This is a genomic window from Tsuneonella litorea (assembly GCF_025154015.1).
In the GTDB taxonomy this organism is placed as follows: domain Bacteria; phylum Pseudomonadota; class Alphaproteobacteria; order Sphingomonadales; family Sphingomonadaceae; genus Tsuneonella; species Tsuneonella litorea.
On sequence record NZ_JAOAMV010000004.1, the window covers coordinates 205,041 to 224,248 of the forward strand.

General features: G+C 69.1%; 18 protein-coding genes. 11 read left to right on the forward strand and 7 right to left on the reverse strand.

The window, feature by feature from the left end; translation table 11 throughout:
- The first annotated feature begins 18 nt into the window (after positions 1 to 18).
- The 4 genes from uvrB to N0B51_RS09350 all read left to right on the forward strand — a co-directional run bounded on the left by uvrB (position 19) and on the right by N0B51_RS09350 (position 5,213).
- Positions 19 to 2,214 carry an excinuclease ABC subunit UvrB gene (gene uvrB / locus N0B51_RS09335; RefSeq protein WP_259962057.1) on the forward strand — a complete coding sequence of 732 codons (2,196 nt, stop codon included), beginning with the start codon at positions 19 to 21 and terminating at the stop codon, positions 2,212 to 2,214.
- Between the two features lie 106 nt (positions 2,215 to 2,320).
- On the forward strand, positions 2,321 to 3,106 hold the full coding sequence (locus tag N0B51_RS09340) for a class I SAM-dependent methyltransferase (protein ID WP_259962058.1): 786 nt from the start codon (positions 2,321 to 2,323) through the stop codon (positions 3,104 to 3,106).
- A 44-nt stretch (positions 3,107 to 3,150) separates the two neighbouring features.
- Positions 3,151 to 4,647, forward strand: coding sequence for a S10 family peptidase (locus N0B51_RS09345; RefSeq protein WP_259962059.1), 1,497 nt, complete (start codon positions 3,151 to 3,153; stop codon positions 4,645 to 4,647).
- The gene (locus tag N0B51_RS09350) at positions 4,644 to 5,213 is read left to right on the forward strand and encodes a hypothetical protein (protein ID WP_259962060.1); all 570 of its coding nucleotides are present in this window, start codon (positions 4,644 to 4,646) and stop codon (positions 5,211 to 5,213) included. Before N0B51_RS09345 ends, N0B51_RS09350 begins: the two co-directional genes overlap by 4 nt.
- On the opposite strand, the gene N0B51_RS09355 is transcribed toward N0B51_RS09350, so the two are convergent.
- Positions 5,170 to 7,236 (reverse strand): protein-disulfide reductase DsbD family protein, encoded by a 2,067-nt coding sequence (locus tag N0B51_RS09355; RefSeq protein WP_259962061.1) that lies wholly within the window; start codon positions 7,234 to 7,236, stop codon positions 5,170 to 5,172. The two genes, N0B51_RS09350 and N0B51_RS09355, sit on opposite strands and share 44 nt — an antisense overlap.
- Positions 7,237 to 7,264: 28 nt before the next feature.
- Between N0B51_RS09355 and N0B51_RS09360 the strand changes: the two genes are divergently transcribed.
- Positions 7,265 to 8,479 (forward strand): UbiH/UbiF/VisC/COQ6 family ubiquinone biosynthesis hydroxylase, encoded by a 1,215-nt coding sequence (locus N0B51_RS09360; RefSeq protein ID WP_259962062.1) that lies wholly within the window; start codon positions 7,265 to 7,267, stop codon positions 8,477 to 8,479.
- Here N0B51_RS09360 and N0B51_RS09365 read toward each other — a convergent pair.
- The 5 genes from N0B51_RS09365 to N0B51_RS09385 form a co-directional block, all read right to left on the reverse strand.
- The gene (locus N0B51_RS09365; RefSeq protein ID WP_259962063.1) at positions 8,476 to 9,060 is read right to left on the reverse strand and encodes a JAB domain-containing protein; all 585 of its coding nucleotides are present in this window, start codon (positions 9,058 to 9,060) and stop codon (positions 8,476 to 8,478) included. The two genes, N0B51_RS09360 and N0B51_RS09365, sit on opposite strands and share 4 nt — an antisense overlap.
- Positions 9,000 to 9,509 carry a hypothetical protein gene (locus N0B51_RS09370; protein WP_259962064.1) on the reverse strand — a complete coding sequence of 170 codons (510 nt, stop codon included), beginning with the start codon at positions 9,507 to 9,509 and terminating at the stop codon, positions 9,000 to 9,002. The genes N0B51_RS09365 and N0B51_RS09370 overlap by 61 nt, the downstream gene beginning before the upstream one ends.
- Before the next feature lie 19 nt (positions 9,510 to 9,528).
- Complete coding sequence (locus N0B51_RS09375; RefSeq protein ID WP_259962065.1) at positions 9,529 to 9,870, reverse strand: hypothetical protein; 342 nt, start codon at positions 9,868 to 9,870, stop codon at positions 9,529 to 9,531.
- A 31-nt stretch (positions 9,871 to 9,901) separates the two neighbouring features.
- Positions 9,902 to 10,456, reverse strand: coding sequence for a LuxR C-terminal-related transcriptional regulator (locus tag N0B51_RS09380; RefSeq protein WP_259962067.1), 555 nt, complete (start codon positions 10,454 to 10,456; stop codon positions 9,902 to 9,904).
- Positions 10,457 to 10,547: 91 nt separating this feature from the next.
- Complete coding sequence (locus N0B51_RS09385) at positions 10,548 to 11,747, reverse strand: LL-diaminopimelate aminotransferase (RefSeq protein WP_259962068.1); 1,200 nt, start codon at positions 11,745 to 11,747, stop codon at positions 10,548 to 10,550.
- A gap of 120 nt (positions 11,748 to 11,867) precedes the next feature.
- Between N0B51_RS09385 and N0B51_RS09390 the strand changes: the two genes are divergently transcribed.
- From N0B51_RS09390 to N0B51_RS09415, 6 genes are all read left to right on the forward strand, one after another.
- Positions 11,868 to 13,730, forward strand: a complete 1,863-nt coding sequence (locus tag N0B51_RS09390) for a PHA/PHB synthase family protein (RefSeq protein ID WP_259962069.1) — start codon at positions 11,868 to 11,870, stop codon at positions 13,728 to 13,730.
- 108 nt (positions 13,731 to 13,838) lie between these two features.
- Positions 13,839 to 14,669 carry a phasin family protein gene (locus tag N0B51_RS09395; RefSeq protein ID WP_259962070.1) on the forward strand — a complete coding sequence of 277 codons (831 nt, stop codon included), beginning with the start codon at positions 13,839 to 13,841 and terminating at the stop codon, positions 14,667 to 14,669.
- 172 nt (positions 14,670 to 14,841) lie between these two features.
- A complete protein-coding gene (gene clpS / locus N0B51_RS09400) occupies positions 14,842 to 15,201 on the forward strand; it encodes an ATP-dependent Clp protease adapter ClpS (protein WP_259962071.1) in 360 nt (119 codons plus the stop codon).
- Between the two features lie 114 nt (positions 15,202 to 15,315).
- Positions 15,316 to 16,554: an LptF/LptG family permease gene (locus N0B51_RS09405; protein ID WP_259962072.1), complete on the forward strand. Its 1,239-nt coding sequence runs from the start codon at positions 15,316 to 15,318 to the stop codon at positions 16,552 to 16,554.
- 8 nt (positions 16,555 to 16,562) lie between these two features.
- Positions 16,563 to 17,660, forward strand: a complete 1,098-nt coding sequence (lptG, locus tag N0B51_RS09410; RefSeq protein ID WP_259962073.1) for an LPS export ABC transporter permease LptG — start codon at positions 16,563 to 16,565, stop codon at positions 17,658 to 17,660.
- Positions 17,661 to 17,723: 63 nt separating this feature from the next.
- Positions 17,724 to 18,026: a hypothetical protein gene (locus N0B51_RS09415; RefSeq protein WP_259962074.1), complete on the forward strand. Its 303-nt coding sequence runs from the start codon at positions 17,724 to 17,726 to the stop codon at positions 18,024 to 18,026.
- Positions 18,027 to 18,056: 30 nt separating this feature from the next.
- On the opposite strand, the gene N0B51_RS09420 is transcribed toward N0B51_RS09415, so the two are convergent.
- On the reverse strand, positions 18,057 to 19,202 hold the full coding sequence (locus N0B51_RS09420) for a fatty acid desaturase family protein (protein WP_259962075.1): 1,146 nt from the start codon (positions 19,200 to 19,202) through the stop codon (positions 18,057 to 18,059).
- Between the last annotated feature and the right edge of the window lie 6 nt (positions 19,203 to 19,208).

Genomic DNA, 19,208 nt, shown 5'->3' on the forward strand with positions numbered 1-19,208 from the left:
TTCCCCATATCGCGGCGCATGGCCGAACTCGTAATCCGACGCGGACTGGAAGAACCCGACACCTCCGACAGGTTCGTGCCCCACAAGCCCGCCCGCCCCGAGAAATCGATGGGCGGCCGGCGGTTCGAGCTCATCTCGGACTACGAGCCGTCGGGCGACCAGCCCACCGCGATCGCCGAACTGGTGCAGTCCGCGCGCGACGGCGAGCAGACGCAGGTGCTGCTCGGCGTCACCGGGTCGGGCAAGACCTTCACGATGGCAAAGGTGATCGAGGAACTGCAGCGCCCCGCGCTCGTCCTCGCGCCCAACAAGATCCTCGCCGCGCAGCTCTACGGCGAGTTCAAGAGCTTCTTCCCGAACAACGCGGTCGAGTATTTCGTTTCCTACTACGACTACTACCAGCCCGAGGCCTACGTCCCGCGGTCGGACACCTACATCGAGAAGGAAAGCTCGGTGAACGAGGCGATCGACCGGATGCGCCACTCGGCCACCCGCGCGCTGCTCGAACGCGACGACGTGATCATCGTCGCCTCGGTGTCGTGCCTTTACGGCATCGGCTCGGTCGAGACCTATTCGGCGATGATCTTCGACCTCAAGAAGGGCGAGACGCAGGACCAGCGCGAGATCATCCGCAAGCTCGTCGCGCTGCAGTACAAGCGCAACGACGCCGCCTTCCAGCGCGGCAACTTCCGCGTGCGCGGCGACAGCCTGGAGATCTTTCCCTCGCACTACGAGGACATGGCCTGGCGGATCAGCTTCTTCGGCGACGAGATCGAGGAGATATCCGAGTTCGACCCGCTGACCGGCGCGAAGGGCGCGAGCCTCAACTCCGTGCGCGTCTACGCCAACAGCCACTACGTCACGCCCGGCCCGACGATGAAGCAGGCGAGCCAGGCGATCCGGTTCGAGCTGGAAGAGCGCCTCAAGGAACTGCACGCCGAGGGCCGGCTGCTCGAGGCCCAGCGGCTCGAGCAGCGGACCAATTTCGACCTCGAGATGATCGCCGCCACCGGCTCTTGCGCGGGGATCGAGAACTACAGCCGCTTCCTCACCGGCCGCCTGCCCGGCGAGCCGCCGCCGACGCTGTTCGAATACCTGCCCGACAACGCGCTGCTGTTCGTCGACGAAAGCCACCAGACGGTGCCGCAGATCGGCGCGATGGCGAAGGGCGACCACCGCCGCAAGCTGACGCTTGCCGAATACGGCTTCCGGCTGCCGAGCTGCATCGACAACCGCCCCTTGCGTTTCAACGAGTGGGACGCGATGCGCCCGCAGACTTTCGCGGTCAGCGCGACGCCGGGCGACTGGGAGATGAACCAGACCGGCGGCGTGTTCGCCGAACAGGTCATCCGCCCGACCGGCCTGATCGACCCGCCGGTCGAGATCCGCCCGGTCGAGGACCAGGTCCAGGACTGCATCGCCGAATGCAAGGCGACCGCGCAGAAGGGTTACCGCACGCTCGTCACCACGCTGACCAAGCGGATGGCCGAGGACCTGACCGAGTTCATGCACGAACAGGGCGTGCGCGTGCGCTACATGCACTCCGACGTCGAGACGCTGGAACGGATCGAGCTGATCCGCGACCTCAGGCTCGGCGTCTACGACGTGCTGATCGGGATCAACCTGCTGCGCGAGGGGCTCGACATCCCCGAATGCGGGCTCGTGTGCATCCTCGACGCCGACAAGGAGGGTTTCCTGCGCTCGGAGACGAGCCTCATCCAGACGATCGGCCGCGCCGCGCGCAACGTCGACAGCAAGGTCATCCTCTACGCCGACCGGATCACCGGCAGCATGGAGCGCGCAATGGCCGAGACCGAGCGCCGCCGCGCCAAGCAGGAAGAATACAACCGCGAACACGGGATCACCCCGCGCACGATCATCCGCAACATCCAGGACATCGTCGCCCACACGGCGAGCCAGGACGGGGTGACCGTCGACACCGGCGACCCGGAGCGCAACAACCTCGTCGGGCACAACCTGCGCGCCTACATCCAGGACCTGGAAAAGCGGATGCGCGCGGCCGCCGCCGACCTCGAGTTCGAGGAAGCCGGACGCCTGCGCGACGAGATCCGCCGGCTCGAGGCCGACGAGCTCGGCATTCCCGACGGCCAGAAGGCGGCCCCGATCGTGGGCCGCAGCAACGAGGGCAAGCCCGGCACGCGCAAGACCCGGTTCGGCAAGACCCGCTACAAGCGGATGGGCGGCAAGCCCTGAGGCGTTGGCAGCAAGGGGATCGACATTCGTCGAGCGGGAGACGAAACATGAGCGAGGAACTGGCAGTCCGCGCGGACTGACGAGCCTGCTATTTGGGGGAACACCGATGAAGCCGCTTGCCGCCCTTGCCGCGCTTTCGCTGATGTCGCTCGGCGCCTGCGCCACGATGGAAACCGGGGAGCCGCTTGCTCGCGAGGCGGCCGCGGACCCGATCGCAGCGGCGGTGGCATCGCCGGATCGGCCCGAGGCGGCGCGCGCCCTCGATGCCAGTCGCAAGCCGGTCGAAACCCTGCGTTTCCTCGGCCTCAGGCCGGGCATGGCCGCCGCCGACCTCCTGACGGGGACCGGCTACTGGGCCGAGATCATGGGCCACGTCGTCGGCCCGAAGGGCGAGGTCGTCGCCTACCAGCCCGCGCAGTTCTATACCGACGACAAGAGCAAGGCCGCCTGGGCCGAGCTGGTGGCGCGTTCGCCCGCAGTGCGCGAGGCGCGCTATCCGTTCGACGCCTTCGCGCCGCCGGCGCGGTCGCTCGACTTCGCGCTCATCAACCTGTCGTACCACGACCTTTACTGGACCTCGGAGCAGTACAAGATCCCGCGGACCGACCCCGACGCTTACGTGCGGGCGCTCTACGCCGCGATGAAGCCGGGCGGCGTCGTCGGGGTGATCGACCATGTGGGCCATGGCAGCGACACCCGCGCGCTGGTCGACAAGCTGCACCGGATCGATCCGGCGGTGGTGCGCGCCGATTTCGCGCGCGCGGGATTCCGGCTGGCGGGCCAGAGCGACCTGCTCGCCAACCCGGCCGACGACCATACCGTCAACGTATTCGATCCGTCGATCCGCGGGCGGACCGACCGGTTTCTCTACAAGTTCGTGAAGCCGCGCTGACGGCTTCGTTTACCCCGCGCTCCGGCTTTGCCATAGGGACCCCCATGTTCGCACGCATCCTGACGGCTTCGGCCGCGCTCGCCCTCGCCCTTCCCGCCATCGCAGCCGACGACGAGGCGAAACCCAAGCCGACCGCCCCGGCGAAGGACTACCAGGCCAACCGCGCCTCGAAGGTCATGACCGGCACGTTCGGCGGGCGCACGATGCGCTACACCGCCACGGTCGAGGAGCAGGTGCTCAAGGACGACCAGGGCACGCCCAAGGCGGCGATCGTCACCTCCGCCTACGTCGCCGAGCCGCGCGATCCGTCGCGCCCGGTCACGTTCCTGTTCAACGGCGGCCCCGGCTCGGGCTCGGTCTGGCTCCAGATGGGCGCGTTCGGCCCCAAGCGGGTGGCGATCCCCAGCGACGCGCGCGACGACGGCGCGCCGCCCTACCCGATCCTCGACAATCCCGATTCGCTGCTCGACGTCACCGACCTCGTGTTCATTGATCCCGTCGGCACCGGCTTCAGCCACACGATCGGCGACACCAAGGGCGAGGACTACTGGGGCGTGACCCAGGACGCCAAGTCGGTCGCGCAGGTGATCCGCCAGTGGATCGACGCCAACGGCCGCTGGAACAGCCCCAAGTATCTTGGCGGCGAAAGCTACGGCACGACCCGCTCGGCCGCGGTCGTCAACGAGCTCGAGGGCGGGTACAACGACGTGGCGCTGAACGGCGTGATCCTGATCTCGACGATCCTCGACTTCGGCGCCGGTGCGGAAACCGAAGGCGCCGAGCTTGGCTACATCACCACCCTGCCGACGATGGCGGCGACCGCGCTCTATCATGGCAAGGCGAGCGCCCCGTCGGTCGAGGCCTTCGTCGAGGAAGCGCGCCAGTTCGCCATCGGCCCCTATGCCGCCTACCTGCTCAAGGGTCAGAACGCCCCTGCTGACGAACGCGCCGCCGTGCGCCGCGAGCTGGCGCGCTTCACCGGCCTGTCCGAGGCGTTTCTCGACCGCGCGGACCTGCGGGTCTCGAGCGGGCGGTTCTACAAGGAACTGCTGCGCGACCGCGCGCTGACGGTCGGCCGGCTCGACAGCCGCTACACCGGCACCGACTACGACGCCGCAGGCGAAACGCCCGACAACGACCCCAGCTTCTACGGCATCGACGCGGGCTACACCGCCGCGATCAATGCGTGGATGCGCGATTCGATCGGCTACAAGACCGACCGCCGCTACGTCACCATCGGCGGGGTCGGGGACTGGGACTGGCGGCTGCGCGGCGGGCGCGACACCAACGCCTACCTGACGGTCGCCCCCTACCTTGGCCGGGCCATGCGCGAGAATTCGGGGATGCGGATCTTCGTCGGTCAGGGGTGGTACGATTTCGCGACGCCGTTCTTCGCCGCGGAATATTCGCTCACCCGCACCGGCTTTCCGCAGGACCGGATCGAGTACAAGTATTACGACGCGGGGCACATGATGTACGTGCGCGACGAGGATCGCCGCAAGCTCTCGGCGGACCTGCGCGCGTTCATTCGCGCCCGGTGAAGCGCACGGCGATCCTGGCCCTGGTCGCGCTGGCCGCGTGCCGTCCGCCCGCGAGCGACCGCTACGTCGAGCGGATCGCGCTCGACGACCCGCGCGGCGGACCGAAGGTGCTGCCGCGTTCGCCCGACACCGATGGGGCGATCTGGGCATCGAGCGGCGGGCCGAGGCGGATCGTCTTCGGTCACCCGGGCAAACCGCCGCTGCTGGCGATCGAATGCGCCGGCAACGGAGAGCGGATCGAGGTGACCCGCTTCGCCGCCACCGATCCCCACGCCAAGGGGATGATGGCGTTGATCGGCAACGGCCATGTCGAGCGGCTCAAGGTCGATGCGCTCGACCTCGGCGGCAACCGCGGCTGGCTCTGGCAGGGCCGGTTCCGGCCAGGCGACACCCGGCTCGACGCGCTGACCGGCGCCCGCAAGCTCGAACTGACGATTCCCGGCGCCGGCACCCTGGCGCTGCCCGGCAGCCCGCGACCGGGCGAATTGATCGAGCGCTGCCGCCGGCTCGGCTCGCCCGAGGCTAGCGGGCAGCCGTCCGCGGGCTCGCCGCGCCCGCCCGCCTGACGAGGTCGTCGGAGGTCAGCACCTGCGGCATGACCTCGCCCTGGCCGCCAGGCGCATACCACAGGTACAGCGGGACCCCGGCAGCGCCGTGGCGTGCGAGGAACCGGGTGATGGCCGGATCGCGGCGGGTCCAGTCGCCGACCAGCGCGACCACCCCCGCCGCCTCGAAGGCGGCCTTCGTCGCCTCGCGGTCGATCGCGACCCGCTCGTTGACCTTGCAGGTCAGGCACCAGTCGGCGGTGAACCATACGAATACCGGCTTGCCGCCCGCGCGCGCCGCGGCGAGCCGGGCTTCGCTGAACGGGCGCGCCGCGATCGCTTCGCCTTCGGGCACGCGCGCCGCTCCCGGCGCCGCGGCGTCGATCCGCGACAGGCTGAAGACGGCAACGACGACGAGTACGGCGAACGCCGCCAGCGCCCCCGCGGCGACCGGGCGACCGGCGTGCTGGCGCCGTCCGACGAAGGCCAGGATCGCTACCGCCGCCACTGCCAGCGCCAGGGCGATGAGCGCGAACGCGGTGCCCCCCAGCCGCCAGCACAGCCATACCAGCGCGAGCGCGGTGAGGCCCATCGGCAGCGCCATCCAGCGGCGAAACCGCTCCATCCACGGCCCCGGGCGGGGCAGCATCCGGCGCAGCGGCGGGACGAAGCCGAGCAGCAGGAACGGCAGGGCGAGGCCGAGGCCCAGCACCGCGAACAGCAGCATCGCCTCGAGCTTGGGCAGCAGCAGCGCGGCACCCATGGCGGCGGCCATGAACGGGCCGGTGCACGGCGTCGCGACGAACGCCGCGAGCAGGCCGGTGGCAAAGGCGCTCGCCGGTTCGCCCCCGCGGGTCAGCGACAGCGACGGCAGTTCGTAGAGACCGGCGAGGTTGGCGGTGATCGCGGTCGCCAGCACCAGCAGGCCGACCACGACCGCCGGTTCCTGCAGCTGGAAGGCCCAGCCGACCATCTCGCCCGCCGAGCGCAGCGCGAGCAGCAGCGCGCCGAGCAGGACCGTCGCCAGGATCACCCCGGCCGAATAGGCAAGGCCCTCGGCGCGGGCCTTCGCATCGCTTTCGCCGGCCCGCGCAAGGCTCAGCGCCTTGAGGCTCAGGATGGGGAACACGCAGGGCATGACGTTCAGAAGAAGCCCGCCCGCGAGCGCGCCGAGCAGCAGCAGCCACAGCGGCGCGATCACGCCCGCGGCGCCGGCCTCGCGCAGCGGAACGCCGCCGGACGGGACGGGGCCGGGAGAGGCCGCGAACCGGACCCCGTTTCCGTCGCCGAAGGAGAGGATGCCGCTCACGCCCTCCGGGGCTTGCGCACCTTCCGCGAGCGGCAGTTCGGCGATCAGCAGGTCGCCTTCGGCCGCAAAGGTCTGGACATCCGCGTAACGGACGAGATCGCGCTCGCCGAGGAAAACGTGCGGCGTTCCCACCGCCATCGAGGCGGGAATCGGTATCGCGATCCGCAGCCGCTCGCCGCGCAGCGCGAAGCTGGCTTGCCGGTCGAGCATCGCCGGGATCGCCGCGCGCCACTTGTCGAACGCGGGCGCTTGCGGGGCCACGCCCGGGTCGAGGGTGAGCCGCGCGCGTTCGGGAACGCAGATCGTGTCGGTGCAGGCCAGCCACTGCGCGTCAACCGCGATGGCCCAGGCCGCGCGATCCCCTGCCCCGGGGGGCACCGCCACGTCGACGAGCACCGCGTACGGGCCCTCGTAGACGTGATTCATCAGCCCGCCGATGACGAGTTTCTGCGGCACCGGGTACTGCGGCTCGCCCGCGCGCCAGCCGGCGGGAAGGTCCCAGTCGAGCTCCATTCCGTAACCCGCGTCGCCGGGGTTCTTCCAGTAACCGTGCCAGCCCGGCTCGGGATCGAAGGCGATCGCGAGGGTGAGCGGCTTGCCCGGAACGGCGGGACCTTCGGCGACGAGCCGCGCGGCGATGTGCGTCGGCCGGTCCTGCGCGGCAGCCATGCCCGGTACGAGCGCGAACAGCAGCGCACAGATCGCGGCCAGCAGAGGCAATGTCCTTGCGCGCATCGTGGCGCTCGCTCTAGGGCGAGTGCCTATGGACGACAAGCGCGACCTCGTGATCCTCGGCGGCGGCCTCGTCGGCATGACGCTGGCCCTGGCGGCGGCGAAGAACGGCCTCTCGAGCCACGTCGTCGACCGCGCCGATCCCGCCGACCTCACCGCCGAGGGGTTCGACGGCCGGGCCTCGGCGATCTCGACCGCGAGCTGGAACCTGTTTTCGAACATCGATCTTGCCGACGCGCTCGAGCCGTTCGCCTGCCCGATCGAGCGGATCGCGGTCAGCGACCAGCTCAAGCCCGGGCAAATCGACTTCGTGCCCGAGCCCGAACAGGGATCGCTCGGCCGGATGTTCGAGAACCGCCGGCTGCGCCTCGCGCTTTACGAGGCCGCCGAGCGCGAGCCGCTGATCGCGTTCCACCCGCTGAGCGAGGTGGCCGAGCGTGCGCGCGGCCCGCACGGGGTCGCCGTCCGGCTGGCCGACGGGCGCACGCTCGTCGGCAGCCTGATGGTCGCCGCCGAGGGCCGCCGCTCGCCCACCCGCGAAGAGGCCGGGCTCGCCGTCGCCACCTGGGACTACCGCCACCGGGCGATCATCGCCTCGCTGGTGCACGCGCGCCCGCACGGCGGAACCGCGTGGGAAATCTTCTGGCCGGCCGGTCCCTTCGCACTGCTGCCGATGCAGGACGACGCCGAGGGCCGCCACCGCAGCGCGCTGGTGTGGACGGTCGACGAAAAGGACGCCGCGGGCACGCTCAAGCTGGGCGACCGGGCGTTCCACGCCGAGATCGTCAAGCGCATGGGCGACGTGCTGGGCGAGGTCCTATCGGTGGGACCGCGTTCGTCGTTCCCGCTGGGCTTCCACCACACCGCCCGGATCGTGGACGAGCGGCTCGCGCTCGTCGGCGACGCGGCGCACGGGATCCACCCGATCGCGGGCCAAGGCCTGAACCTGGGTTTGCGCGACGTCGGCGCGCTGGTCGAAGTCATCGCCGAAGGGCGGCGGCTTGGCCTCGATCCGGGCGACGCGCAGTTGCTCGACCGCTATGAACGCTGGCGCGGGCTCGACGCGTTCTCGGTGGCGCTGGCGACCGACGGGCTGACCCGGCTGTTCGGGGTGCCCGGCCGGGCGGCAAGCGCGGTGCGGCGGTTCGGGATGGCCGGGGTCCAGCGGCTTGCCCCGCTCAAGACCTGGTTCATGGACGAGGCGCGCGGCGTATCGGGCGCCCTGCCCGACCTGCTCAAGGGCTAGAGGCAGCCGCCCGCGCGCATACTGTAGACGCTGCGCCGGGTGACGATCAGGTGATCGATCAGCTCGAGTTCGAGCGCGGCCGCGATATCGCTGATCCGGCGGGTGCCGGCGATGTCCTCGCGGCTGGGGCGGCACACGCCCGAGGGATGATTGTGCGCCAGCAGGAACCCCGCCGCGCCGAGCGCGAGCGCGCGCTCGATCAGCGGTCGGGCGCGTGCCTCGATCCGCCCGCTGCTGCCCTCGCAGACGGTCTCGTCGGCGAGGTAACCGCCGGCCGTGTCGCAGAACACGACGTGGAGCATCTCGGTGTCCGCCCACGCCAGCCGCGCGCGCAAGTAGCGGTGCAGCGCATCCTCGTCGCCGCGAACCGGCGATCGGACCACGTCCTCGCCCAGCGCCGCGTCGACCAGGCGGCGCGCGCCCAGGATCGCGGCGCACGCCTGTTCGTGGCCTTTCGCCGCATCGTGCAGCTGGCGCGGGCTTGCCGCCAGGGCCCGGCCGAGCGAACCGAACCGGCCGATCAGCCGCTCGGCCAGCTCCGGTGCCGAATCGCCGGCGAAAGGGACGAGGAGGTCCGCCACGGCCGATAGGGGCCGTGGCGCCGCACCCGCCGCCGGTGCAACCAGATTCCCCCCGCCAGCAGCATGATCTGAAAATACGACGGACCCACGTAGAGGATGCGATAGGCCAGGCTTGCCACGCCGGGCGCCACGTCGTTCGCCACGTGGGCTAACACCGCGATCAACTGAAACGCTGCGAACCATAACGGGTAGATCCGGTTGGCAAGGAGGGCGACCGCCAGCGCCGCCAGCAGCGCGGACACGTCGATTGCGAGATGCATCGCCGGCGCCGCCGGCACGAACCGCAGTCCTTCGAACGCGAGGTGATAGACCTGGTCTGAAAGGACCATCGCGAGGAGTGTCGCCGCCAGCGCCCGCTCGGGTCCGCCCCCGACGCGCCACGCCGCGAGCGCGACCAGCGCGATGCAACCGAACTGAACCCAAAGTCGCGCTTCAGCTGCCAGAACCATTGCATCGCACTACTGCCGATCAGGCCTCGATCAAGGCCGGGGCTGCTTCGGCGATCGCCACCGGGTTGATGACCGTATCGCCGGTGCCGTCCTCGACCCCCATCGTCTCGCGGGCAACCTTGCTGAGTTCGTCGTGAACGCGCAGCAGGCTGGTCGAGAGCGACAGCGCCTGGCTTTCGGCCTGGGTCAGCCGCATCAGCGCGCGCTGGCCGGCGTCGACGTTGACCTGGGGGTTCTGACGGGCGCGGACCATCGCCTGCTTGAGGCGGGCGCAGGCGACGAGCACCTCGTCGCTCACGGCCTCGGCTTCGCGGATGAGCTTGCGGATGTGCAGCGCGTCCTGCTGGATCTTGTCGGACATGGGAGGAAACTCCGGCGGCGACCGCCGGTGCTCACCCGGTCGGCGGTGATTGCTCTTCGGGGACGGCGGCATTGCCCTGCAGCGCCTCGCTCAGCGCGAGTGATGCCGTCACCACCAGGACGACCGCGGCGACGAGGCCGAACGTGATCCCGATGATGACGGCCAGGCGCAGCAGGACGGCGTTGTCGCCATCGAGCATCCCGGGGACTACCCGGGGCTCGTTCTCTACCGCCCACGGCGCCTCGATCGCTATTAGCGCGGCGTCGGAGAGAACGAATTCCCCGGGTGCGACCCGGCCTCCGCTTTCGCCGCGCCGGTCCGCGCCGGGAACCTGCGAATTTCTCCATGCAGAAGTTCTGCAGTCCGTTTCCGTAGATATTTCAGCGTCTTCACGCCGCCAGGCATCGACCAGATCGGTCAGGGTGTTGACCGCGAATCGTTCCTTCAAGGCCCGCACGTGCTGGTTCACCCGCGATTCCGACACGCCGATCTCGGCCGCGACTGCCTTGAGCGGCAGGCGGCGATCGATTCCGTCGAGGACCGCGCGCTCGCGGTCCGTCAGCTCGGGGCGTGTCACGACCGGCATCGCGGGTATCTGGCTCCTTGGGCGCGAAGTCACCTTATCCGATGCGCCCGATCCCGACAACGCGCATCGACCAGCGGGTATCCCTGCCCGGTCAGGCAGCGCTCGCGTTGATGCCGAGCGACTGGAACCACCGCTTCACGTTGCGCGCCGCCTGGCGCAGGCGCTGCTCGTTCTCGACCATGGCGATGCGCACGAACCCCTCGCCGTCCTCGCCATACCCCACGCCCGGCGCGACCGCGACTTCGGCATGGGTGAGCAGCTGCTTGGAAAACTCGAGGCTGCCCATGTCCTTCAGAGCCGGGGGCAGCGGGGCCCAGGCGAACATCGAGGCCGGGGGCGGCGGAATGTCCCAGCCCGCGCGGCCGAACGCCTCGACCATCACGTCGCGGCGCTTGTGGTAGAGCTGGCGGTTGCGCTCGACGATGTCCTGCGGGCCGTTGAGCGCGGCGCAGGCGGCCGCCTGGATCGGGGTGAACGCGCCGTAATCGAGGTAGCTCTTGACCCGCGTCATCGCCGCGATGAGCGTCCGGTTGCCGACCGCGAACCCCATCCGCCAGCCGGCCATCGAGTAAGTCTTGGACATCGAGGTGAACTCGACCGCGACGTCCTTCGCGCCCTTGACCTGCATGATCGAAGGCGTCGGATTGCCGTCGTAATAGAGCTCCGAATAGGCGAGGTCGGACAGGATCCAGACCTTGTTCTCCTTCGCCCAGGCGACCAGCCGCTCGTAGAACGCAAGGTCGACCACCTCGGCAGTCGGGTTCGACGGATAGTTGACCACCAGCACGCTTGGGCGCGGCACGGTGAAGTGCATCGCCTTTTCCAGGCTGCGGAAATAATCGTCGTCGGGCGTGGTCGGCACGCTGCGGATCGTCGCCCCGGCGATGATGAAGCCGAAGGTGTGGATCGGGTAGCTCGGGTTCGGGGCCAGCACGACATCGCCGGGCGCGGTGATCGCGGTGGCGAGGCTGGCGAGTCCCTCCTTCGAGCCCATCGTGACGACCACCTCGGTTTCGGGATCGAGCTCGACCCCGAAGCGGCGCCCGTAGTAGTTCGCCTGCGCCTTGCGCAGCCCCGGAATGCCCTTCGACTGCGAATAGCCGTGCGCGTCGGGCTTCATCGCCACTTCGCACAGCTTGTCGATCACGTGCTGGGGCGGCGGCAGGTCGGGGTTGCCCATGCCGAGGTCGATAATGTCCTTCCCCGCGGCGCGCGCGGCGGCCCGCATGCCGTTGACTTCGGCAATGACGTAGGGCGGCAGGCGCTTGATGCGGTAGAATTCGTCGTTCATCGTTCTTTCGGTTCTGGCGTGGGTGGCGACCGCGGGGCTGCTGCTGTAGGGCAATTATTCTTGCGGCGAAACCGGCAACCACGCCAAGTTGTTGCGCCGACTCTCGCGAAAGGATCCCCGATGGCCGACCAGACCAAGCCCGCCGATCCGTTCGCCGGCTTTCTCGACATGCAGGGCGAAACGATGCGCGAGGTATGGGACCAGTTCATGCCCGCGGGCGCCCCGGTGATGAAGGATTGGGGCGAGATTTCGGCTTGGGGGGAGACCGCGCAGAAGCTGCAGGCCATGTGGCTCGAGTTCCTCGGCGAGAAGTCCCGCGATGCCACCGGCGGGGCGATGGCGCTCGATCCCGCGCAGTTCATGCTGCTCAGCCAGGGCTGGGCGCAGACCTGGCAGTCGGCGGCGACGCAGGGGATCGCCGCGCAGCAGAAGTTCTTCGAGGAGGGCATGAAGCTGTGGCAGGGCGTGCTCGGCGGCGCGTTCGCGGAAGGGGATGCAAAGCCCGAGCTGCCGCGCAAGGACCGGCGGTTCTCCGACCCCGCCTGGCGCAGCCATCCGGCTTTCGCGCTGCTCCACCAGACCTACCTGATGGTGTCGGAGTACATGCTCGACGCCGCCGAGCGGGTCGAGGGTGTCGACCCCGAGAAGAAGGAGCAGCTCGCCTTCGCCACCCGCGCGCTGGTCGAGGCGATGAGCCCCGACAACTTCCTCGCCACCAACCCGGTGGTCCTGCAGCGGACGATCGAGACACGGGGCGCCAACCTCGTGAAGGGGCTGCAGCACCTCATCAACGACCTCAAGCGCGGCCAGCTCACCCATACCGACGCCGATGCGTTCCGGCTGGGCGAGAACATCGCGACCACGCCGGGCAAGGTCGTCCACGAGGGTCCGCTCTACCAGCTGATCCAGTACAGCCCGAGCACCGAGACGGTGGCGGAAATCCCGCTGGTGATCTTCCCGCCGTGGATCAACCGGTTCTACATCCTCGACCTCACGCCGAAGAAAAGCTTCATCAAGTGGGCGGTCGACCAGGGGCTGACGGTGTTCGTCACCAGCTGGAAATCGGCCGACGCGAGCATGAAGGACGTGGTCTGGGACGACTACATCCGCGCCGAGATCGAGGCGATCGACGTCATCCGCGCGCGGCTGGGGGTGAAGAGCGTCAACACGATCGGCTACTGCGTGGCCGGTACCACGCTCGCCGCGGCGCTCGCGATCCTCGCGCGGCGGGGAGAGGCCGACAAGGTCGCTTCGGCCACCTTCTTCACCGCCCAGGTCGATTTCGAGAAGGCGGGCGAGCTCAAGAACTTCATCGACGAGGGCCAGCTCGAGATGATCGGCAACCTCTCGCAGGAGGGCTACCTCGACGGGCGATACATGGCCGCCACGTTCAACCTGCTGCGCGGGCGCGACCTGATCTGGAACTACGTCGTCAACAACTACCTGCTCGGCGACGACTACCCCGCGTTCGACCTGCTGCACTGGAACGGCGACGTCACCAACCTGCCGGCGAAGTGGCACGGCGACTACCTGCGCGACCTCTACCGGGGCAACAAGCTGGTGGTGCCCGACGCGCTTGCAGCGGACGGAACTCCGATCGACCTCACCCGGATCGAAACCCCGATCTACATCCAGGCGGGCAAGGAAGACCACATCGCCCCCGCCGAAAGCGTCTGGCGAATGACCCGCCACGTGCGTGGGCCCACCACCTTCGTCCTCGCCGGGTCGGGCCACATCGCCGGCGTGGTCAACCACCCCGACGCGGGCAAGTACCAGTACTGGACCGGCGACAGCAGCGCGCCGAGCCTGGAAAAATTCATCGCGGGCGCGACCGAGCACCCCGGCAGCTGGTGGCCGCACTGGCGCGCGTGGCTCGCTGAGCGCGGCGGCAAGCAGGTCCCCGCGAACGGCAAGCGAAAGCCCGGCGGAAAGGGCGATCCGGTGATCGAGGATGCCCCGGGGCGCTACGTCAAGACCCGCTAGGCGATTGAAAACATTGACCTGACGCAGTTATGGTGCACTGCACAAAAAATCCTTGACTTCGCGGTTGCGATGCCTATTTTGTGCAGTGCAACATAGGAGCGAAGTCCGATGGCATCTGCTGCCGACACCAACGACACCGCCAAGGCCGACGCCGCCGCCGAGAAGGCCTATGCCGACGCCGCCAGCGCCGTGCCCGCCAAGAAGACCGAAACCGCGGTCGTGGCTCTCGAGCCTGCGCCCGTTCCCGCCAAGATCGATGCCGCCGTCGCGGAAGTGAAGGCGGCGCCGAAGAAGGCCGCCCCGGTCCGCAAGGCGAAGAAGCCGGCGGCGAAGAAGGTCGTCAAGAAGGCTGCCGCTCCGAAGAAGTCCGTCGCCAAGGCGGCCCCGGCGAAGAAGCCGGTCGCCCGGGCGGCTGCGAAGAAGACCGTCAAGAACACTGCCACCAAGACCCCCGCGCCGCGCGTTTCCGCGGTCGCCCAGCTCAAGGACAAGATCATGGCCACTGCCAAGAAGACCGATTTCACCGACACCCTCAAGACCGCCACCGCCGAAGCGCAGACCAAGGCGAAGGCCGCTTACGACAAGCTCCAGGCCTATGCCGGCGAGATGACCGAATTCACCAAGGGCAACATCGAAGCCGTGGTCGAATCGGGCAAGATCCTCGGTGCCGGCGTGCAGGACATGGCGCGCGGTGAAGTCGAAGCCGCCAAGGGCGCGTTCGAGACCGTCACCGCCGATTTGAAGGCGATGGCTGCGGTCAAGAGCCCGGCCGAGCTGTTCAAGCTGCAGGGCGAGATCGCCCGCCGCAACTTCGACGCCGCGGTCGCCCGCTACTCGAAGAACGCCGAGACCTCGATGAAGCTCGCCAACGACGCCTTCGCGCCGCTGTCGAACCGCGTGAGCCTCGCGGTCGAGAAGGTCTCGAAGGCCGCCGCGTAAGCGACCCCTTTCGCAACAAGGCCCGCTTCCTGTCTCGTCGGAAGCGGGTCCACTCAGCGGGCCGGACGGTGCAAGTCGTCCGGCCCGTCTGGCGTTCGCGGGCCGTTTGCGTGCGCTTAACCGCGTTGCGGCATCTTGCTTGCGCCAGCCGCGATACGATATTGCCACCCCGATGATGATGCCCCTTTCCGCCGATCCCGTCCGCAACGCCGGACGCGAGGACGATGCCGACACCGGCGACGCGGTGGGCATCGCCACCAAGACGCGCGCCAAGCCGAAGAAGCCAAGCCAGTACAAGGTGCTGATGCTCAACGACGACTACACCCCGATGGAATTCGTGGTCATGGTGCTCAAGCGGTTCTTCCGGATGGACCTCGAACAGGCGACGCGAGTCATGCTCCACGTGCACCAGCGCGGCGTGGGGGTGTGCGGGGTGTTCCCCTACGAGGTCGCCGAGACCAAGGTGAACCAGGTGATGGACTTCGCGCGGGCGAACCAGCACCCGCTCCAGTGCACGCTTGAGAAAGCCTGAAACCAGCCGGCCGAAACCCGCCGGACGCCCGCGCGTTCGACCATGGGGCATGACCGCGGCGCAATTTGCGGTTAAGGGCGCAGCCCACGACAGACGAGACCGCCCGACCCCGTGTTGAACTTCCTCCCCGCGATCGACCGCTACATCCTGCGGCTGACCATCGTCCCGATGATCGGGGTGTTCGTGCTCGCGGCCTCGCTGCTGATCCTCGACAAGATGCTGCGGCTGCTCGATTTCGTGGCGGTCCAGGGCGGACCGATCGGCGTGGTGTTCAAGATGCTCGCCACGATGATGCCGGAATACGCCAGCCTGGCGATTCCGCTGGGCCTGCTGCTCGGCGTGCTGATGGCGTTCCGCAAGCTCGCCACCTCGAGCGAGCTCGACGTGATGCGCGCGGTGGGACAGGGCTATGGCCGGCTGCTGCGGGTGCCCTACGCGATCGCGCTGGTGCTGGTGGCGGTGAACGTCGCGCTGGTGTTCTACGTCCAGCCGGTCAGCCGCTACTGGTACGAACGGCTCGAATACGAGCTCAAGTCGGGCGCGCTCGGCGCGTCGATCAAGGTCGGCGAATTCACCACGCTCAAGGACCGCATGGCGCTGCGGATCGAGCGCAGCGAGGACGACGGGCGGCGCCTGATGGGCATCTTCGCCCGCGTCGCCAACGACAAGGGACAGGTCCTTTCGATCTCGGCGCGCGAGGGCGCTTTCCTTGCTACGACCGACAACCCCGACACGATCATCCTGCGGCTGACCGACGGCACGATCATCCAGGACATGGGCGGCAAGCAGACCCCGCGCGTGCTCAGCTTCACCCGCCACGACCTGCCGATCGACCTGCCGACCGTCGCCAAGTTCCGCGCGCGGGCAGGCGGCGAGGATACGCGCGAATTCATCCTGCCCGAGCTGCTGCGGATCGGCTGGGGCGACGCGCCGTCGACCGACCGGGTCGAGCGCATCGGCAGCCAGGCGAGCTTCAACTTTCGCCTGGTCGAGGTGGTCATGATGTTCCTGATGCCGCTGCTCGCGGTCGCGCTGGCGATCCCGCCCAAGCGATCGACCAGCGCGCTGGGCGTGTTCGTGTCGATCGTGATGGTGGTCGCCTACCACAAGATCAACCAGTACGCCGAGGACTATGCCTCGCTCGGCCGGGTCGATCCCACGCTGGCGCTGTGGCTGCCGTTCGTGCTGTTCGCGGCCTTGATCCTGTGGATGTACTGGCGTGTCGCCTACGTCCCCGGCGGGCAGGCGATCGGCGCGCTCGAGGCCGTCTTCGCCAAACTGGGCAAGCGGCTCCGCAAGCTCTTTCGCCGCCGCGGAGTGCGCGGCGCGCCCGCGCTGGCGCCAGCCGAGTAGGAGCCCCGGTGCAGTTCGATTTCTTCCCCTCGCGGACCCTGACGCTCTACCTCGCGAAGATGTTCGTCGTGCGCATCCTGGCAGTGCTGGTGATGCTGGTGCTGGTCCTCTTGATGCTCGACCTGCTGACCGCGACGGGCAAGATCCTCGCCGTGCCGGGCAACGGCCAGGGCGAGATCTGGACCTACGCCACCTTGCGGATGCCGCAGCTCGTCGCGCGGTTCCTGCCCTACTCGGTGCTGCTGGCGACGATCATCACGCTCGTCGGCCTCAACCAGAACAGCGAGGTGGTCGCGATGAAGGCCGCCGGCCTCAGCGCCCACCAGGTACTCGCGCCGCTGCTGCTCACCGCGCTCGTCGTGGGGATCGGCAGCTTCGTCTTCAACGAACGGGTCGTCACCCGCGCGACCGCGACGCTCAAGGCGTGGGATGCCAACGAATACAAGGCGGTGCCGAAGGATTCGGGCGTGCGCGCCAACGTCTACATCAGCGATGGCGAGGATATCCTCGCCGCGGGCACCGTCACCGGGGGCGGCGACCGGACAGAACTGACCAACGTTACCTGGTACCGCCGCGCGCCGAGCGGCGCGATCGCCGACCAGGTCCGCGGCAGCCGCGCGACCTGGACCGGTAACGGGTGGAAGATCGAGGACGCGGTGGGGTTCGAGGTCGCGGGCGCCCGCAGCGTCGACCTCGGCGAAACGGTGGTCGGCAGTGCGATCACCCCCGAACAGGTCTGGCTGGGCAGCGTCGATCCCGACGCGCAGTCGTTCTGGGACCTGCGCGATTCGATCGCCGCCTACGAGGCGGCCGGCCGCCGCACCGCGGAGATCCGCTCCAAGTGGTGGCACAAGCTGGTGAGTCCGCTGTCCTCGGTGCTGATGCCCCTCCTGGGAGCGGTGGCCGCGTTCGGGCTCGCGCGGTCGGGCCAGCTGTTCGTGCGCGCGGTGATCGGCATGGCGCTGGGCTTCGCCTACTTCGTGGTGGACAACGCCGCGCTCGCGATGGGCAATTTCGGCGGCTATCCGCCGCTCCTCGCCGCGTGGGCGCCGTTCGTCCTGTTCGCGCTGGTGGGCGAAACCGTGCTGGTGCGCACCGAAGAGTGAATTGTGGCGGAACCTTGGCAGGACTTGGCGGTTGAGCGAGCCACGTAACCTGGAGTTATTGCCATGAAGAAGTTCGCTCTCCCCGCCCTTGCCGCTGCGCTCGCGCTCGCCGCCTGCGACAGCACGCCCGAAACCGGCGAAGCCGGGGCCGACGTCACCGCCGACGGCGCGGCCACGACCGCCGACGGCGACACCACGGTCGTCGTCCCCGGCCCGACCGCGACCGAAACGACGGTCGTCGGCGCACCCGCCGACACCAGCGACAAGGTGTCGATCGGGCCCGACGGCATCAAGGCCGACGTCGGCGACGCGGACACCCGCGTCCAGGTCGACACGAGCGGCAAGACGGTAACCGTCAAGGACTGACCGCAGCCGCGCGGCCCTGCCGCCCGCAAATCAGGGGGTCGCTTCGATCGAAGCGGCCCTTTTTTCGTCCTTGGCCGGAGAGGCGCCGGGCCGGCGCATGGTGCTCGCCGCAATCCGGCCGACCAGCGGCCCCATCCCGCGGTAATGCGCGCGGTTGTACGTCCCGCGCGCCTGTTCGTGCGCGGCGAGGCGGCGGTGCGCCTCACCCAGCGCGTGGTAGGGGAGCGACGGGAGCAGGTGGTGCAGCGCGTGGTACCGCAGGCCCACCGGCGCCCACAAGGCCGCGACGAAGCCCGGCGGCGGCACGTTGACCGTGTCGAGATACTGCGCCGTCACGCTCATCGGCTCGCCCTCGTTCTCCCACAGGTGCGCGACGAGCGTGCGCAGCTGGTTGAGCACGGCCACCGCCGAGAACACCGCCAGCGCCACGGCCAGCGGCCGCCAGCCGATCCACAGCACGCTGGCGATCAGCACGATCGCCCAGATCGCCGCGCCGGTCTCGAGCGCCACGAACCGCCGCCTGTCCTCCGGCGCGGGCGCGCGGCGCCGGAACATCGGGTTGATGGCGAGCGTGGAGAACCGCGCCCAGTTCATGCGGCGAAGCCGTGGGAACAGCAGGCCCAGCGGGGCCAGCACGCCGTAGCGCAGCACCAGCCCGATCGGCGCCAGCAGCGAGACGAGGATGAACGCGGGCAGCGTCCACGGCTTCATCAGCGCCAGCGGCAGGTATTCGGGGTCCTCCGGCGTGCCGTACCGCTTGCGCGAATGGTGGATCGTGTGCCCGTCCTCGTACATGAAGCTGGGCGTCAGCATCGGAATGCCCACGAGCAGGTTCCACGCGGTGCGGAACCCCGGCAACGCATCGCGGTGCAGGTGGGTCAGCTCGTGGATGAACAGCAGCGCCCGGTAGAGCGCGAGCGTGGCGACAATCGCCAGCGCGGCGGTGAGCCACAGCGAATCCGAAACGATCGCCCCGGCGAGCGCGCCGTAACCGACGAGCGCCGATCCCACCATGTCGGGCCAGTAGATCGAACCCTTCGCGGTTCCGAGGTCGCGGGTGAGTTCGGCCGCCGCCCGCAGCAGCGCCTTGTCGTCCTCGCTGCGCCCGCCCGAATAGGGCTGCGCGTGCGGCGACGGTGCCTTCGGATCGGCCGGGGTGGATGGCGTGGTGGTCATAATCTG